12 protein-coding genes are annotated in these 17820 nt (G+C 70.0%); 9 read left to right on the forward strand and 3 right to left on the reverse strand.

From position 1 onward, the window contains the following. Positions 1 to 6 precede the first annotated feature (6 nt). Positions 7 to 1602, forward strand: coding sequence for an AMP-binding protein (locus tag MMB17_RS17725; RefSeq protein ID WP_241099738.1), 1596 nt, complete (start codon positions 7 to 9; stop codon positions 1600 to 1602). Next, positions 1595 to 2884: a type III PLP-dependent enzyme gene (locus tag MMB17_RS17730; protein WP_241099739.1), complete on the forward strand. Its 1290-nt coding sequence runs from the start codon at positions 1595 to 1597 to the stop codon at positions 2882 to 2884. Before MMB17_RS17725 ends, MMB17_RS17730 begins: the two co-directional genes overlap by 8 nt. A 37-nt stretch (positions 2885 to 2921) precedes the next feature. Here the strand turns inward: MMB17_RS17730 and xth are convergent, their stop codons facing one another. After that, positions 2922 to 3716: an exodeoxyribonuclease III gene (xth, locus tag MMB17_RS17735; protein ID WP_241099740.1), complete on the reverse strand. Its 795-nt coding sequence runs from the start codon at positions 3714 to 3716 to the stop codon at positions 2922 to 2924. A gap of 111 nt (positions 3717 to 3827) precedes the next feature. On the opposite strand from xth, the gene MMB17_RS17740 reads away from it, so the two are divergent. Together MMB17_RS17740 and MMB17_RS17745 are read left to right on the forward strand one after the other, a co-directional pair. After that, entirely contained in the window at positions 3828 to 4505 is a 678-nt protein-coding gene (locus MMB17_RS17740; protein ID WP_241099741.1) for a ceramidase domain-containing protein, read from the forward strand. 177 nt (positions 4506 to 4682) lie between these two features. Continuing rightward, on the forward strand, positions 4683 to 6017 hold the full coding sequence (locus tag MMB17_RS17745) for a globin-coupled sensor protein (RefSeq protein WP_241099742.1): 1335 nt from the start codon (positions 4683 to 4685) through the stop codon (positions 6015 to 6017). A gap of 70 nt (positions 6018 to 6087) precedes the next feature. On the opposite strand, the gene MMB17_RS17750 is transcribed toward MMB17_RS17745, so the two are convergent. Next, on the reverse strand, positions 6088 to 6945 hold the full coding sequence (locus tag MMB17_RS17750; RefSeq protein WP_238311101.1) for a manganese catalase family protein: 858 nt from the start codon (positions 6943 to 6945) through the stop codon (positions 6088 to 6090). A 398-nt stretch (positions 6946 to 7343) separates the two neighbouring features. On the opposite strand from MMB17_RS17750, the gene MMB17_RS17755 reads away from it, so the two are divergent. The 3 genes from MMB17_RS17755 to MMB17_RS17765 all read left to right on the forward strand — a co-directional run bounded on the left by MMB17_RS17755 (position 7344) and on the right by MMB17_RS17765 (position 14068). Continuing rightward, positions 7344 to 8666: a homoserine dehydrogenase gene (locus MMB17_RS17755; RefSeq protein WP_238311102.1), complete on the forward strand. Its 1323-nt coding sequence runs from the start codon at positions 7344 to 7346 to the stop codon at positions 8664 to 8666. Between the two features lie 182 nt (positions 8667 to 8848). After that, positions 8849 to 9844, forward strand: a complete 996-nt coding sequence (gene glpX / locus MMB17_RS17760) for a class II fructose-bisphosphatase (RefSeq protein WP_241099743.1) — start codon at positions 8849 to 8851, stop codon at positions 9842 to 9844. 429 nt (positions 9845 to 10273) lie between these two features. Beyond that, a complete protein-coding gene (locus MMB17_RS17765; protein ID WP_241099744.1) occupies positions 10274 to 14068 on the forward strand; it encodes a hypothetical protein in 3795 nt (1264 codons plus the stop codon). 373 nt (positions 14069 to 14441) lie between these two features. Here the strand turns inward: MMB17_RS17765 and MMB17_RS17770 are convergent, their stop codons facing one another. Continuing rightward, on the reverse strand, positions 14442 to 14648 hold the full coding sequence (locus MMB17_RS17770; RefSeq protein ID WP_241099745.1) for a hypothetical protein: 207 nt from the start codon (positions 14646 to 14648) through the stop codon (positions 14442 to 14444). A gap of 272 nt (positions 14649 to 14920) precedes the next feature. On the opposite strand from MMB17_RS17770, the gene MMB17_RS17775 reads away from it, so the two are divergent. Both MMB17_RS17775 and MMB17_RS17780 read left to right on the forward strand, forming a co-directional pair. Continuing rightward, the gene (locus MMB17_RS17775) at positions 14921 to 16585 is read left to right on the forward strand and encodes an ABC transporter ATP-binding protein (RefSeq protein ID WP_238311108.1); all 1665 of its coding nucleotides are present in this window, start codon (positions 14921 to 14923) and stop codon (positions 16583 to 16585) included. Positions 16586 to 16596: 11 nt separating this feature from the next. Beyond that, positions 16597 to 17817, forward strand: a complete 1221-nt coding sequence (locus MMB17_RS17780; protein WP_241099746.1) for a phosphopentomutase — start codon at positions 16597 to 16599, stop codon at positions 17815 to 17817. Positions 17818 to 17820: the final 3 nt, after the last annotated feature.

A 17820-nucleotide genomic window follows, 5' to 3' on the forward strand; every position in this document is an offset into this window, starting at 1 on the left:
CCCTTCATGGCCCCGAGCCTGCTCCACCACCTCCTCGAAGGAGAGGCCTGCGCCGCGCAGCGCGTCGCGGTGGTCGAGGGCGCGCGCGAACTCACCTACGGGGCCTATCGCGACGCGGTGGCGGCCTTGGCCGCCCGGCTCGCCGCGGCCGGGCTCGCCCCCGGGGACCGGGTGGCCCTGTTCCTGCCGAAATCCATCCCCGAATGCGTCGCCCTCTTCGCCGTCAGCGCGGCGGGCGGCGTGGTGGTGCCGATCCATCCGGCCCTGCGCCCGCGCCAGGTCCACCACATCCTGGCCGATTGCGAGGCGCGCGTCCTCGTCACCGACGCGGCCCACCATGCCGCGCTCGAGGGCGCCCTCGACGATCTGCCCGGCCTGACGCTCCTCGTCGGCGAGGATGTCCGCCGGGGGCCGCCCGCGCCCGGCCCCGCCCAGGCCGGGCCGGAGGGGCTGGCCGCCATCCTCTACACCTCCGGCTCCACCGGCCTGCCCAAGGGCGTGATGCTGAGCCACGCCAACCTGCTCGCCGGCACCCGCATCGTGCGGACCTATCTCGGCATCGGCCCGGAGGAGCGCATCCTCTCGGTGCTGCCCTTCTCCTTCGATTACGGGCTCAACCAGCTCCTCACCAGCGTGGAGCAGGGGGCGCGCATCGTCCTGCAGAACGTGCGGCTCGGCGACGACGTGGTCCGCGCCATCGAGACCCACCGCATCACCGGGCTGGCCGGGGTGCCGACGCTCTGGACCCTGCTCACCCGCGCCGCCCCGCGCCTCGCCAAGGCCGATCTGTCGAGCCTGCGCTACGTCACCAATTCCGGCGGGGCGCTGCCCGTGGCGACGGTGGCGCGCCTGCGTGCGGCCCTGCCGCACACCCAGGTGGTGCTGATGTACGGCCTCACCGAAGCCTTCCGCTCCACCTATCTGCCGCCGGACGAGATCGACGCCCGGCCCGATTCCATCGGCCGCGCCATCCCCGAGACGGAGATCTTCGCGCTGACCGCGGACGGGCATCGCGCCGGCCCGGGCGAGCCCGGCATCCTGCATCACCGCGGGCCCACGGTGTCGCTGGGCTACTGGAACCGCCCCGAGGACACCGCCCGGGTGCTGGTGCCCGACCCCTTCCCGCCGCCGGGCGAGGAGCCGGGCCTCGTCTGCCGCTCGGGCGACCTCGTGGTGGCCGACGCGGAGGGCTATTTCCGCTTCCTCGGCCGCGAGGACGGGATGATCAAGACGCAGGGGTTTCGCGTGAGCCCCAGCGAGGTCGAGGCGGCCCTGATGGAGACCGGGGCCTTCGGCGCGGCGGCGGTGATCGGCCTGCCCGATCCCGGCCTCGGCCAGCGCATCCACGCCATCACCGTGCCGGCGGAGGGCCGGGGCGAGGGGAACGGCCTCGACGTGATGCAGCACCTGCGGGCGGTGCTCGCGCCCCATCTCGTGCCCCGGGCCATCGAGAGCGTGAGCGCCCTGCCCACCACCCCCAACGGCAAGGTCGACTACAAGCGACTCGCCGCCGAGCGCGTCGCCGCCCAGACCCAGGCCGAGGCCGCCCAGATCGCGGCCCACGAGGCCTCCCGCGCCGAGCGCCGGCCCGTCGATGCCTGAGGGGCCGAGCCTCGCCGAGCGGCTGGTCGCGGCGCATTTCCCCTATGCCGAGGGCAAGCTCCGGGCGGGGGGCGTCGACGTCGCGGCGCTGGCCGAGGCCCACGGCACGCCGCTCTTCGTCTACGATGCCGGGCTGATGCGGGCGACCTACCGCGCCCTGCGCATGGCCATGCGCGGCTTCGCGGAGGTGGTCTATTCGGTAAAGGCCAACCCGAACCCGGCGGTGATCGCCGTGTTCCGGGAGGAGGGGGCCGGCGCGGAGATCGCCTCCGGGGCCGAGTTCGCCGCGGCGTTGCAGGCCGGCGTCGCCCCCAGCGACATCCTCTTCGCCGGCCCGGGCAAGGGCGCGGCGGAGCTGGAGCGGGCGGTCGCGGCGGGCATCGGCGAGATCCATCTGGAGAATGCCGAGGAGGTCGAGCGCCTCTCCGCCATCGCCACCCGGCTGGGGCGCCAAGTGCGCGTCGCGATCCGGGTCAATCCGGACGCCGCCGCCCAGGGCGGGGCGATGCGCATGGGCGGCAAGCCCTCGCCCTTCGGCTTCGACGAGGAGGATCTCGACACGGCCATCGACCGGGTCGAGGCGGCCCCGGGCCTGGAGCTGACGGGCCTGCATCTCTTCGCCGGCACCCAGACCCTCCAGGCGGCCACGCTGCTGACCCAGTGGCGCCACGGCCTCGGTCTCGCCGCCCGCCTCGCCGGCCGGATCGGGCGCCCCCTCCACACGATCGATCTCGGCGGCGGCCTCGGCATCCCCTATTTCCCCGGCGATTCCGCCCTCGACCTGGCCGAGCTCACGGCCGGCCTCGACGCCCTCCGGGCCGAGCGGGACGCGATGAATCTCGGCGGCGCCCGCATCCTGCTGGAGCCGGGGCGCTATCTCGTCGGGCCGGCGGGGCTGTACGTGGCCCGCCTGCGGGCGGCCAAGTCCTCGCGCGGCCAGCATTTCGCCATCACCGATGGCGGCATGCACCACCACCTCGCCGCCTCCGGCAATCTCGGCCAGGTGGTCAAGCGGGACTTTCCCCTGGTTCCGGTCGCGGAGCGGGCAGGCGCGGCGCGTCAGCCCTGGACCGTCACCGGCCCTCTCTGCACGCCCCTGGACATCCTGGCCCGGGCCGCCCCGCTCCCGGAGCTGCGGGAGGGCGACCTCGTCGCCGTGCTGCAATCGGGCGCCTATGCGCTCACCGCCAGCCCCACCGGCTTCCTCTCCCATCCCACCCCGGCGGAAGTGCTGGTGGAGGGGGGACAGGCCCGGGTGATCCGCGCGCGGGCGGGCGATTGAGGGGAGGGCGGCCGCGCCCATCGCGCGGCCGAGCAGCTCAGCCTTCGGCGAGTTCCACCGTCACCGGCACGTGGTCGGAGGGCTTTTCGAGGCCGCGCAGGGCTTTCTGCACCGAGACCGAGACGAGGCGGTCGGCGGCCTGGGGCGAGAGCAGGTGGTGGTCGATGCGGATGCCGAGATTCCGCTGCCAGCTCCCGGCCTGGTAGTCCCAGAAGGTGTAGAGGCCGGCCCGCGGGTCGCAGGCGCGCAGGGCCTCGGTGAAGCCCTCCGCGAGCAGCGCCCGGAAGGCGCGGCGGGTTTCGGGCAGGAACAGCGCGTCCTGCGTCCAGGCGGCCGGGTCGGCGGCGTCCTCCGGGGCGGGGATCACGTTGAAGTCGCCGGAGAGCACCAGGGGCACCTCCGTCTCCATCCGGGCGCGGGCATGGCGCCGCAGCCGCTCCAGGAAGGCGAGCTTGTAATCGTATTTCGGCCCCGGGGCCGGGTTGCCGTTGGGCAGGTAGATCGAGGCGATCCGCACCGGGGGAACGCCCTCGCCCCGCACCACCGCCTCGATGTAGCGGGCCTGCTCGTCGTCCGGGTCGCCGGGCAGGCCCCGCAGCACCTCGTCGTAGGCCAGCGGCGCGCGCACCAGCAGGGCGACGCCGTTATAGGCCTTCTGCCCCAGGGCCTCGACGGCGTAGCCCGCGGCCTCGATCTCGGCCCGGGGAACGCCCGCCTCCTGGCATTTCAGCTCCTGCAGGCAGACCACGTCCGGCTTCTCCTGGGCGAGGAAGTCGAGGAGGTGGCCGGTCCGCTGCTTGATCGAGTTGACGTTCCAGGTGGTGATCCGCATGGCCTGTCCCGCGTGGCCCCGCCCCGGGCGCCGGCGGCCCCGTCATCGGGCCTTCGCGCCGCCCTGGCAAGCCGACGCGTCGATCGAGGACGGGACAGGCGGGGCTCTTCCATGGACGCTTCCTGGTTCGAGCCGGTGCGCGCCTATTGCGAGCGCCAGGATGCCGGCTTCTGGGCGGAGCCGCTCAACGCGGTCTCGAACGCCGCCTTCCTCGTCGCCGCGGCGCTGGCCTGGCGGCAGGCGCGGGGCGACGCCCCGACCCGGGCGCTGAGCCTGCTCGTCGGCGTGGTCGGGATCGGCTCCTTCCTGTTCCACACCTTCGCCGACCGCTGGTCGATGCTCGCCGACGTGATCCCGATCGGGCTCTTCATCTACGCCTATTTCCTCTTGGCCCTGCGCCGCTTCCACGGCTTCGGCCCCGTCGCGGGCTTCGCGGCGACGCTCGCTTTCGCCGCCTTCTCCTTCGGCCTGACGCCGACCCTCGACGCTCTGACCGGGCGCTCCCTGGCCGCGCTCAGCAACGGCTCGATCGATTACCTGCCGGCCCTGCTGGCGCTGTTCGGCGTCGGGGCGCCGCTGCTGGCCTCGGGGGAGGAACGGCGGCGCCGGGCCGGGCGTGCCCTTCTGGGGGCGGGCGCCCTGTTCGGCCTCTCCCTCGTCTTCCGGACGATGGATGCTGCGCTCTGCCCGGTGCTGCCCACCGGGACGCACCCGCTCTGGCATCTCTGCAACGCCGCAGTCCTGTTCCGACTCGTCCAGGCGGCCCGGAGATGTCGGTCGACAAAATGATTCGCCATGCCGCGAGCGATGACGGAGGCGGCTGGCTGCGCGAGAGGACGAAACCGGCAGGGAAGATCGGAAACCGATCATCCAGGCGCCAACCACAGATTGCGATCGCTACAATCCAGAACAGATTATTAACTGCCGAAACCTTATGAGAACTTCGATAAGCTTATGAGGACGGTCGTGCAGGACACCATTCAGATCTCGGAACGCCTCGCGTTCCTCGGCATCGATGCCCGCGCCCGGCAGGACCTCGTCGCTCTCTGGCCACTGATCGAGCCGGCTCTGCCGCAGGTCCTCGAGCAGTTCTACGTGAAGCTGCGCGGCGTGCCGCAGCTCGCCGCCCTGCTCGGCGACCACCAGAGCCGCCTCGTCTCGGCGCAGTCGAACCACTGGAAACGCCTGTTCTCGGGCAACTTCGACGCGGATTACGTCGCCGGCATCCGCCGCATCGGCCTCGTCCACCACAAGATCGGCCTGGAGCCACGCTGGTATATCGGCGGCTACGCCTTCGTCCTGAACGCCCTGGTCGCGCATCTCTCGGCCGGCCACCGCTTCAACGGCCGAGCCCTGGCCGAGCGCATCGCCGTGCTCAACAAGGCGGTGATGCTCGACATGGACTTCGCCATCTCGATCTATCAGGAAACCCTGGTGGAGGAGCGCCAGAAGCGCGGCGCCCTGCTGTCGGAGGCGGTAGCGACCTTCTCCGAATCCGTCGGCGAATCCCTGCGCGTCTCCGAGCAGGCGAGCGGCGTGCTCTCGAACAGCGCCCACGCCCTCGACGGCGCCACCGCGAACGCCAACGCGCTCGCCGGCGCGGTGATGGGCGCGGCCGAGCAGACCTCCGCCGACATCCAGACCTCCGCCGCCGCGGCCGAGGAGCTCGCCTCCTCCGTCAAGGAGATCGGCCAGCAGGCGACCGCCTCCGCCGAGGTGGCGAGCCGCGCCGTCGAGACCGCCGAGCGCACCCGGGAATCGGTCTCGAGCCTGACCGCGCAGGCCGAGCAGATCGGGCAGGTGATCGAGCTGATCAGCCAGATCGCGAGCCAGACCAACCTGCTCGCCCTCAACGCCACCATCGAGGCCGCCCGGGCGGGCGCCGCCGGCCGCGGCTTCGCCGTGGTGGCGAGCGAGGTGAAGACCCTCGCCGAGCAGACCGCCCGCGCCACCACCGAGATCGGCAGCCGCATCGCCGCGATCCAGAAGGCGACCCAGCAGAGCGCCGGCGACATCCAGGAGATCGCTCGGGTGATCGGCGACGTGAACGGCATCGCGACCGCCATCGCCGCCGCGGTGGAGGAGCAGGAAGCGGTCACCCGCGAGATCGCGGCGACGATCCAGCGGACCGCGGGCAATACCCAGACGGTGGCCCGCTCGATCGAGGAGCTCGGCGGCTCGACCCGCACGGCGACGGACGCCGCTAGCCAGGTCGGCACCGCCCGCGCCACCCTCGATCAGCAGATCGCCCGCCTGCGCCAGGACATCGACACCTTCCTCGCCCGCGCCCGGGCGGCCTGAGGACAGGCTTCGCATCGCAGGGCCGGGCGCGGAACGAGACCCAGCGCCCAGCCCCTTTCGTTCCCGCCGCTCAGGCGATCTGCTCGGATTGCGCGCCGCTGTCGGGCCGGGCCGGGCCGAGCACCGGCTCCTCGCCCATGGGCTGGTTCTTGAACACGCTGAACTGGCCCTTGCCGTCGAGGGACGGGCCGTGGGTCCAGCGGCCCTCCGGAGGCGGGGAGCCGTCCGCAGCCGTGGCGAAGAAGTTGTAGTTGAACTTCTCGTGCTCCTTGCTCTGCGGGAAGGAATTCGGGATCGGCAGGGCGCCGGCAGGGCCGCCGAGTTCCTCGATCACCGCGAGCCACTGCTCCTGGTGCATCGTGTCCCGGGCGATCATGAAGTGCAGCATGTCCCGCATGCCAGCATCGTTGGTCGCGTTGAACAGGCGCACCGCGAGCGTGCGCCCCGTCGCCTCGGCGGCGACGTTGCAATACATGTCCGCGGCGAGGTTCCCGCTCGCGTAGATGTGGCTCATGTCGAAGGGCACGCCCTCGCTGTTGGCCGGGAAGGCGGCCATTCCCGTCGAGAGGATGTGCCGATGCAGCATGCCCTCGATGAGATGGCGCGGGTTCTCGCCGCCCATCACCGCGCCCACCACCGTATCCGTGGCGCTGGCCTCCTGCACCTTGCTCGGGGCCGTCTCGAGATTCATCGCCACCGCGGTCGCCAGCATCTCGATATGGCCGATCTCCTCGGTCGCGGTGTTGAGCAGCATGTCGCGATATTTCGTAGTCGGCCCGCGCGAGCCCCAGGCCTGGAAGAAGTACTGCATGCAGACGCGGATCTCGCCCTCGACACCACCGATGGCCTGCTGAAGCATGCGCGCGAAGACCGGATCGGGGCTCTCGACCTTCACAGGATACTGCAGGCGCTTGTCGAAATAATACATCGTCGCGTTCCTCGCGCTTGTTGATCGCCGGGTTGACGGAACTTTTCAGATCTTGGCGAAACTTGGCGGATGCTCTTCAGGAGGCATCTGCCGGTGCCCGGGAAACCGGCTCTGCCGAAGGTTGTTCAGCCGCCGCGCGCGCTTTTTGATGTGACGCGTCTTTGTCGCGCCCCATCGATGGGAGAGGCTTCTCCGGCACGCCTCCGGGCGGGGATGGGGCGGTTTCCTTGCGCCCCCCGCCAAATCGTTGCAGAAGGACGGCGCTCTCCCGAGCGCGGCCGCTCGCAGGCCGCCGGCACGTCAAGGGACCTTCGGAACGGCCCCGGCCCGCGCCGATGCGCGGGGACGCGGCCCTTTCAACGGTGGAGCCATCCGGTCGAGCCATGACGCACGAGCCCGTGAAGCAGACCCTTCGCCTCGGCATCGCCGGCCTCGGCACCGTCGGCGCCTCCGTCGTCCAGATGATCGCGCGCCGGGCGGACGCGCTCGAAGCCGCCATCGGCGCGCCGATCCGCGTAACCGCCGTCTCCGCCCGCGACCGCCACCGCGACCGCGGCGTCGATCTCTCGGGCCTGACCTGGTTCGACGATCCGGTGGCGCTGGCCACCGCCTCGGAGGTCGATTGCGTGGTCGAGCTGATCGGCGGCGCGGACGGGGCGGCCAAGGCCGTGGTCGAGGCCGCGATCGGCACCGGCAAGCACGTCGTCACCGCCAACAAGGCGCTGCTCGCCCGCCACGGCGCCGCCCTGGCCCGGGCGGCCGAGGCGCGCGGCGTGGCGCTGGCCTACGAGGCCTCCGTGGCCGGCGGCATCCCCGTCATCAAGGCCCTGCGCGAGGGGCTCGCCGGCAACGCGGTCAGCCGCGTCTACGGAATCCTCAACGGCACCTGCAACTACATCCTCAGCCGCATGGAGGCCGAGGGCCTGACCTTCGAGGCCTGCCTCAAGGACGCGCAGGCGCTGGGCTATGCCGAGGCCGACCCGACCTTCGACGTCGAGGGCTTCGACACCGCCCACAAGCTCTCCATCCTCACGAGCCTCGCCTTCGGCGTGGAGATCGACGCGGAGGGTGTCTCGGTCGAGGGCATCTCGGCCATCCAGCCCCTCGATCTCGCCATGGCGGACGAGCTCGGCTACCGGATCAAGCTGCTCGGCGTGGCCCAGCTCACCGAGGCGGGCATCGAGCAGCGGGTGCACCCGACCATGGTGCCCAAGGCCTCCGCCATCGCCCAGGTCATGGGCGTGACCAACGCCGTCACCATCGATGCGGACGCGGTCGGCGAGCTGACCCTGATCGGCCCCGGGGCCGGCGGCAACGCCACGGCCTCCGCCGTCGTCGCCGACATCGCGGACGTGGCCAGCGGCCTGAACCGCCCGGTCTTCGGCCGGCCGGTCGACCGGCTCTCGCCGCCCCGCCGGGTCGAGATGCAGCGTCACGAGGGCGGCTACTATGTCCGCCTCACGGTGCATGACCGCCGGGGCGTGGCCGCCGGCGTCGCCACCCGCATGGCCGAGCGCGAGATCTCCATCGAGAGCATCGTGCAGCGCCGCCTGGAGAAGGACGCCTCGAGCGATCCGCATGGCCGCTCCGGCCGGCCGGTGCCCCTGGTGCTGATCACCTACGCGGCGACCGAGGGGAACATCCGCGCCGCCCTCGACGCCATCGCCGCCGACGGGCTGCTGGCCGAGACGCCCCAGCTCATCCGCATCGAGCGGGAGTGAGGCGAGGGCCGTGGCCGGCGTTTCCCTCCCGGGGGATACTGGTTTTTCCACGGCATCGTCCCCATGCTGCAGGCCCTTGATCCTGCCCCTGCGACGCGCGCCTGGAAAAAGGCTTCAGGATCGGTGAGACCGGGGGATCCGCGGCGCGAAGAACCGCGGCTTGGCCCAGGGAAGGACACGAGATGGCGGCGGTCGAGAGCGGGATCTTCAGCGGCGGCACGGCCCGCGGGCTGACCCTGGAGCTGGTGCGCGTGACCGAGCAGGCGGCCATCGCCGCCGCCCGCCTGCGCGGCCAGGGCAAGGAGAAGGAGGCCGACCAGGCCGCCGTCGACGCCATGCACGCCGAGCTCGGCCGGCTGCCCATCGCCGGCACGGTGGTGATCGGCGAGGGCGAGCGCGACGAGGCGCCGATGCTCCATATCGGCGAGTCCCTGGGCACGGGGGAGGGACCCGAAGTCGACATCGCCGTCGATCCCCTGGAGGGCACCACCCTCTGCGCCAAGGATATGCCGGGCGCCATCGCCGTGATGGCGATCGCCGAGAAGGGCAGCCTGCTCGCGGCCCCCGACGTCTACATGCAGAAGATCGCCATCGGCCCCGGCTATCCCCCCGGCACGGTCGATCTCGACGCGAGCCCGGCGGAGAACATCACGGCGCTGGCCAAGGCCAAGGGCGTGAAGCCCTCGGAGATCACCGCGATCATCCTCGACCGGCCGCGCCACATCGACCTGATCGCCGCGGTGCGGGCGACGGGGGCGGGCATCCGCCTGATCTCGGACGGGGACATCGCCGCCATCATCCACTGCACCAAGCCGGATGAGACCGGCGTCGACATCTATATGGGCTCCGGCGCCGCCCCCGAGGGCGTGATCGCGGCCGGGGCTTTGCGCTGCATCGGCGGCCAGATGCAGGGCCGGCTGATCCTCGATTCCGCCGACAAGCGCGCCCGCGCCGCCAAGATGGGCATCACCGACCCGAACAAGAAATACGAGATGCACGACATGGCCCGGGGCGACGTGATCGTCGCGGCCACCGGCGTCACCGACGGCGCCCTGCTCGCCGGCGTGCGCTTCCGCCCCGGCCGGCTCGAGACCGAGACCGTGGTCTACCGCTCCAACACCGGCACCGTCCGCCGCATCGCCAGCGAGCACCGCCTGCGGGACGAGGTGGAAGGGTAGAGCGGCCCGCCCGGCCGCAGGAATCCGCGGCGCGGCGGAGCAGCGTCCTTCCAGGGACGAAAGCCAGTGAGCGCGCGGGCGAGTCGAAGCGCCTTCGGGCGCTTTCGCGAAAGGCTTGGTCCACCTCCTGTCGGCCCCAACCAAGAGGCGGCCGGCGTGCCGACTTTGGAGAGAAGCAAGAGACTTGGCGGGACACCCTGCTACGACAAACGGAGCGAAGCTCCTGCCAGGGCAGCGAAGGTCTGTTCAGGGGGAAGGCAGTTGCTCGAATGTTGGGTGCCGTGCGCCAGGAAAGCGCCATGAGCAGGCATCAGCTCAACGGCCGACAGCAGGCGATCCCACATCTGACCGCTCAAGCCCGCACTTTTATCGCCAACTCCACCGCATCTCGCGGCTGCCGGAGACCTACGGCGACCCTACATAGTTCGGATGTTCGAGGTCACTGGCGATGACATCGCCGCCCTAAGCGACGGCGATCTCCGTGCACTGATCAATCTGCTGTGCGAGGCAGAGCTGCGCCGTAGGGGACTTCACACCACTGCGGTCACTGCGGGCGGGGATCAAGACGCCCCGGACGGTGGCGTGGACGTGCGCGTCGCGCTTCCGCCTGAGACCACCATTGGCGGCTTCATCCCTAGGCCCGCCACAGTCTACCAATCCAAGAAGTCAGACATGAAGCGGGCAGCAATCCTCAAAGAGATGCGCCCGAGTGACACCCTCCGCCCGGCAATCGTCGCACTGGCCGAAGAGGGGGGCGCCTACGTCATTGTCAGCTCTGGCGCCAAGACTGCCGATCGGGAGCTTACGAGCCGGAGGATGGCCATGAAGGAGGCTCTGCACGGCATCCCTTCCACCGTTGGCCTGACTATAGACTTCTACGACCAGACGCGCGTAGCGACCTGGGTCCGCGATCACCCGGCTCTGACGCTCTGGGTTCGCGCCCGGATCGGCCGTTCGTTGGGCGGCTGGCGCCCGTTCGGCCGATGGTCGTCGCAGCCCCCTGGGGCGGATCCAGCCTACCTTCTCGACGATGCCGCTCGCGTCAGGACGAGCGCTGTCAGTGAGGGCAACGGCCTGAGCGCAGCTGACGGCATCGAGCGTATGCGGGTTGAGCTGCGCGAGCCGAGAAAATCCGTGCGCCTCGTGGGGCTGTCTGGCGTAGGCAAGACGCGGCTCGCCGAGGCGCTGTTCGATTCGAGCGTCGGCAACCGTAGCCTCGACCCATCGCTGGCGTTCTATGCCGATATCGGCGATGAGCCCGATCCGTCGCCGGTCGGGCTTGTTTCCGACCTGATCGCCAATCGCACCCGCGCGATCCTCGTGATCGACAACTGCCCGCCGGGGACGCACAGGCGATTGACCGAGATCGTCAAGGCGGAGGGCTCGACGGTCAGTCTGCTCACGATCGAGTACGACATTCAGGACGGCGAGCCCGAAGGCACCGACGTTTTCATCCTGGAGACGTCGTCTCCGGCGATCATCGAGCAACTGCTGGTCCAACGCTTCCCTTCTCTGTCGCAGGTTGACGTCCGCACCATCGCAGACTTCTCAGGTGGCAACGCACGCATCGCGCTGGCGCTAGCTGAGGTCGCGCCCAGAAGCGGGACTGTCGCGAGCCTCGGCGACAAGGAACTGTTTCGGCGGCTGTTTGAGCAGCGCGACACCCCGGACACGTCGCTACTGCCGATCGCGCAAGTCTGCGCCCTACTCTACTCGTTCGAGGGCGAGGCACTCGACGGCGACGACGCCGAACTGCCAATCCTAGGCAGTCTGATCGGTCGTACAGCCGAAGACGTGCGAACCGCTGCGATTAAACTGAAGAGGCGTCAGCTTGTGCAGGCGCGCGGACCATGGCGGGCGGTGCTTCCGCACGCCGTCGCTAACCGCCTCGCGACCACCGCGCTTGAAGAGATCCCACGCTTCCGGCTGATGGCGGCGCTGGCGGAGACCGCCACGGACCGCGTTCTGCGCTCCTTCTCCCGGCGTCTCGGCTACCTCGACGCCAGCGAGGAGGCCCGCGATATCGTGCGATCGTGGCTCGCACCGGGTGGCTTGCTCGCCGATATTACGCACCTCAACGAACTCGGGATCGCAGTGCTAACCAACGTCGCTCCAGTTGCGCCGGATGCGGCGTTGGCCGCGTTGGAAACCGCGATTTATGGGGCAGACGACGACTCTCTGCGGAGATGTACCCCATTTGTCCGGTTGCTCCGTGCGCTCGCGTACGAGCCGGCGTATTTCGAACGTGCCGCAGCGCTCCTCGTGCAGGTAGCTCGGCTGCCGAAGGAAAATCACCTGGGGGGCGACGCCGCCGAGATCCTGGAATCGCTGTTTCCTATCAGGCTGTCGGGAACGCGGGCGCCTCTTGAACTGCGCCTCACAGTCGTCGGACGGCTGCTGCGTTCCACGGACGAAAGCGAACAGCACCTCGGCGTCAGGCTGCTGCGGGCAGTTTTAAGGACTGAGTTTTTCACCTCGGGCTATAACTTCGAGTTCGGCGCGCGCTCGCGCGATTACGGCCTACACCCGCGCAACGGCCAGGAAATTCGCGAATGGTACGGAGCCGCGCTCGGGCTCGCAGCGCCGTTCCTATACGCGGACGGCCCCGTCTCCGATGGCGTGCGGGATGTTATCGCCCGCGCATTCCGGGGTCTCTGGGTGCGGGGAGGCCAAGCCGCTGAGTTGACGCGTCTCATCCATGCCATCGTCGGTGTGCGCGGCTTCTGGCGCGACGGGTGGATCGCCGTCCGACAAACGCGCATCTATGACGGCGATCATCTCCCGCCGGATACGCTGGCCGAACTCGGTGCACTCGAAGACGCCTTGCGCCCACGAACCACGATCGACAAGGTACGCCACGTCGTCCTACACGGGGGCGGACATAGTAGAGATCTCGATGATCCAGTCGAAGATGATGACACCGGAACGCACGAGATCACGCTGATCAAGCGTTTGGCCCAGGAGATCGTCTCTGACGATATAGCATTCCAAGATTTACTGCCTGATCTGGCCGAGGGTGACAGCTACAAGGTTGGATACTTCGGAGAGAGCTTGGCCGATATGTCCGAGGCGCTGCGGACGACCTGGGATGCTCTGGTCGCACACACCGCTGCCACCTCGAAACCAGGTATCGCCGTCTTGTGCGGGTTCTTGATCGGTGTCGAACGGCGGGACGCCGCCCTCGCACGGGCGCTACTCGATGAGGCGCTGGAAAATCCCGTCCTCGCCCCATTCTTCCCCATCCTGCAATCGAATGTGGCGTTCGACGACGCTGCGCTGGCTCGGCTCCATCACGCGCTCGCGACTGGGGTAACCCCAGTGGAGCGATTTGCCCGGCTCGCATACGGCAGCGTTTCGAGCGTCATAGCGGAACCGGAACTGAAGCGCCTTCTCGTGAGGATTGCCGAGATCGAGGGGGGGAACGCAATCGCGCGGCAGATCCTCCACATGAGATTTTACCTCGACCGCGGCAACAAGCGGGAGATCGGCCCCGATCTCGTCGAGACTGGCCGCGCGCTGCTCTCGGGTTTTCAGTTCGAGCGCGAGCGCAGGCGCCCCTCGCTTGAGGACCATGAGTTGGCGCTGATGGTCCGCGTTTCGCTTGCGGGCGAGGGCGGGCGGTCAACCGTGCGAAACCTTTGCCAGACGATGATGCAGGCGATGGCCCGCTACGAGATCGGTCACTACGAGTACGACGACCTCATGCAGGCGCTTTTCGAGGTCCACCCGATCGAGATGCTCGACACGCTGTTCTCAGGCGACGAGATCTCGCGTCGGAGGAGCGCCGAATTGCTGAACGAACTCCCGCGCCCGGGCAAGATTCCCATGAACGCGGTGTCCGACGACGTAGTGCTCGCATGGTGCAGCCACAAACCAGCAGAGCGTTTCCCTCTCGCAGCGGCCTTTGTGCAGCTGTACGAGCGGCTAGACAAGGAGACGCCACTCAGCTGGACAGGCTTGGTGCGACACCTGCTATCGAACGCCCCCGATCCCCTCTTGATCTTCGATACAATTGTCGAACGTCTGCGCCCGACGAGCTGGAGCGGATCGCTGGCGATGGAGTTCGCATTGCGTCTCGATCTTCTTGAGCGACTCGACATCGCCGCGTTGCCGGTGCTCACAGGGCCGATGGAGCGCGCACGGGAGACGCTGAGAGCTAGGGTCGAGCGTGCGCGCCAAAGTGAGCAGGCCGAGGCCAGGGAGCGCGATAGCCGATTCGAATAATGATGGAAGGCTCAGGTCTCTCGATCTGGACGAAGCTGGAATGGAGCTTTGTCTGTGCGAACACTTCCTTCGACTCCAAGGTAACCAAGAGCCGCAAAGAGCCTTTGCGGATGGCCTTGCCCGATCCTGAAAAGCCCTTCTTCTTGAAGAGAAGCGGTGTTGCGATCTCGGTAGGGCTCGAACCTGCGACCTGCCGCTTAGAAGGCGGCTACGCTTAGCTGATATCTTTGAACTGCCGAAAGCAGACGCACCCAACTTCCGCTTAGGGTCGAAACAAGATGCTGGCCGCCTCACCTCGCAAAAAAACCGGCCCCGCGTTCTGCGGGGCCGGCTTTTTCGTCATGCGCCCGCGTGGGGTGCAAGGCGCCAAGCCTTAGCGGCGGGCCGGGCGGTGGGTGACCGTGCCGGTGGCGGTGACGTCGCGGCTCGGCTGGGTCTGGGCGACGGCGGTGCCGGAGACCGTGCCGCCGGAGACGGCGGCCTGGGCGGCGATGCCGGCCGGGGCGGTGTAGCTCTGGGCGAAGGCCGGGGTGGCGGCGGCCAGCGAGAGGGCGAGGGCGGCGGAGGCGATGCGGGTCATGAGGGGCTCCATTCTGGTCGTCGTGGTGCGGCCCGGTGGCTGTCGCCGTGGCCGTCATCCGATGAGCGGTATCTGGGCCTCGCCCCCGCGCCGGAACAGCGGAATAAATTCGATCGAACCGTTCGAGAATTTCGAAAAGCCGCCGCGCCGGCACCTCCACGCGGGCCTCGTGCCGGGAGGGGGCGGGCGGCGTTTTCGGAATCGGGACGCTGCGGCCGGGCGGATCCGCGCAGCCCATCGCGCCCGGGCCGCGGCGCGCTATAAGGGGGGCGATGCCAATCTCCGCCGACACCGCGCCCGGGCGCGCCGACGCCCTCCTCTCCGTCGAGGACCTTTCGGTCGCCTTCCGCACCCGCGGCGGCGACAGCCTCGCCGTCGACCGGGTCAGCTTCGCGATCCGGCCCGGGCAGACCGTGGCGCTGGTGGGCGAATCCGGCTCCGGCAAGTCGGTCACCGCCCTCTCGATCCTGCGGCTCCTCGACGGGGCGGCGCATCACCCGGGCGGGCGCATCCTGTTCAAGGGCCGCGACCTGCTCGGCCTGCCCGAGCGCGACCTGCGGCAGGTGCGCGGGGCCGACATCACCATGGTCTTCCAGGAGCCCATGACCTCGCTCAACCCGCTGCACACGATCCAGCGGCAGATCGGCGAGGTGCTGGCGCTGCATCGGGGCCTGAGCGGCCGCAAGGCCCGGGCCCGCATCCTCGAACTGCTCGACCTCGTCGGCATCCGCGATGCCGAGCGGCGGCTCGGCGCCTATCCGCACGAGCTCTCCGGCGGCCAGCGCCAGCGGGTGATGATCGCCATGGCGCTCGCCTGCGAGCCCGACCTGCTCGTGGCCGACGAGCCGACCACCGCCCTCGACGTGACGGTGCAGGCCCAGATCCTGGCGCTGCTCGCCGACCTGCAGAAGCGGCTCGGCATGGCCATGCTGTTCATCACCCACGATCTCGGCATCGTGCGGCGCATCGCCGACCATGTCTGCGTGATGCTGCGCGGGCGCATCGTCGAGGCCGGCCCGGTGGCCGAGGTGTTCGGCCACCCGCGCCACGAATACACGCAGCGCCTGCTCGCCTCCGAGCCCACCGGCCGCGCCAACCCGGTGCCGGAGGCGGCCGAGCGGCTGGTCGAGGCCGGCCCGATCAAGGTCTGGTTCCCCCTGAAGACCGGGCTGCTCCGGCGGGTGACCGGCCACGTCAAGGCGGTCGACGGGGTCAGCCTGCGGGTGCGGGCGGGGGAGACCGTGGGGGTCGTCGGCGAATCCGGCTCGGGCAAGACCACCCTCGGCCTCGCCCTGCTGCGCCTGACCCGCAGCGAAGGGCCGATCGTCTTCCTCGGCCGGGCCATCGAGGCCCTCGGCCCCGGGGCCATGCGGCCCCTGCGCCGGCACATGCAGGTGGTCTTCCAGGATCCCTACGGCTCCCTGTCGCCGCGCATGTCCGTCGGCGACATCGTCGCGGAGGGCCTCGAAGTGCAGGGGCTGGTGCGCTCCAAGGCCGCCCGTCGGGCGTCCGTGGCCAAGGCCTTGACGGATGTGGGGCTCGACCCGGCCGCCATGGACCGCTACCCGCACGAATTCTCCGGCGGCCAACGCCAGCGCATCGCCATCGCCCGGGCCATCGTGCTCGAGCCTCGCTTCGTCGTGCTCGACGAACCGACCTCGGCGCTCGACCGCTCGGTGCAGGCCCAGATCGTGACCCTGCTGCGCGACCTGCAGCGGGAGCGCGGCCTCGCCTATCTCTTCATCAGCCATGACCTGAAGGTGGTGCGCGCCCTCTCGAACTACGTGCTGGTGATGCAGAACGGGAAGGTCGTCGAGGAAGGACCGGCCGCGGAGATCTTTTCCGCGCCGAAGACCGAGTATACCCGTGCCCTCTTCGCCGCCGCCTTCGAGATGGAGGCGGACGCCCTCGCCGAGGCCGAGCCGCTTCCGGCCTGAGACCCGTCACGATGCCCCGTGCTCTCTTGATCGTCCTCGATTCCGTCGGCATCGGCGGAGGCCCCGATGCCGCCCGCTACGGCGATGCCGGCGCGGACACGGTCGGCCACATCGCCGAATGCTGCGCGGTGGGCGGCGGCGACCGGGCCGGTCTGCGCGCCGGCCCCCTGTGCCTGCCGAATTTGGCCGCCCTCGGCCTCGGCCTCGCCTGCGAGGGCGCCACAGGCCGCCTCCCCCCGGGCCTCGCGCCCTCGGGCGCGGTACGGGGCGCCTACGGCCACGCGGTCGAGACCGCAGCCGGCAAAGACACGCCGTCCGGCCACTGGGAGATCGCCGGCCTGCCGATGCGCGAGGATTGGGGCCATTTCCCCGACACACAGCCCGCCTTCCCGCCCGAGCTGGTGGCGGCCCTCGTCGAACAGGCCGGGTTGCCCGGTATCCTGGGCGACCGGCACGCGGCGGGCACCGCCGTCATCGAGGCCTTCGGCGAGGAGCACCTGCGGACGGGCAAGCCGATCTGCTACACCTCCGCCGACAGCGTCTTCCAGATCGCCGCCCACGAGGACGCCTTCGGGCTCGCGCGCCTCTACGAGACCTGCCGCATCGCCCGGGACCTCTGCGACGCGTACCGCGTCGGCCGCGTCATCGCCCGGCCCTTCCTCGGCAGCGACCGGGCGAGCTTCCGCCGCACGGCGAACCGGAAGGACTTCTCCGTCGCGCCCCCCGCCGACACACTCCTCGACCGGCTCGCCGCCGAGGGGAGGGCCGTGGTCAGCGTCGGCAAGATCGGGGACATCTTCGCCCACCGCGCCACCGGGCAGGAGATCAAACCGGCGGGCAACGCCGCCTGTCTCGACGCCGCGCTCGGCGCCTTCACCGCCCTGCCGGAGGGCGGCCTCGTCTTCCTCAACCTCGTGGATTTCGACACGGAGTACGGCCATCGCCGCGACGTGCCGGGCTATGCCGCCGCCCTGGAGGCCTTCGACGCCCGGGTGCCGGAGATCCGCGCCCTCCTGCGGGACGGCGATCTCTGCCTGATCACCGCCGATCACGGCAACGATCCGACCTGGCACGGCACCGAGCATACCCGCGAGCAGGTGCCGATCCTCGCCTTCGGCCCCGGCCTCGCCCCAGCCGCGCTGGGGCGCCGGGAGAGCTTCGCCGATATCGGTGCCTCGGTCGCGGCGCATCTGGGGATTCCGCCGCTGCCGGCGGGCCGCTCCTGGTGGTGAGCG

The organism is Methylobacterium organophilum (genome assembly GCF_022533465.1).
Lineage (GTDB): Bacteria > Pseudomonadota > Alphaproteobacteria > Rhizobiales > Beijerinckiaceae > Methylobacterium > Methylobacterium organophilum.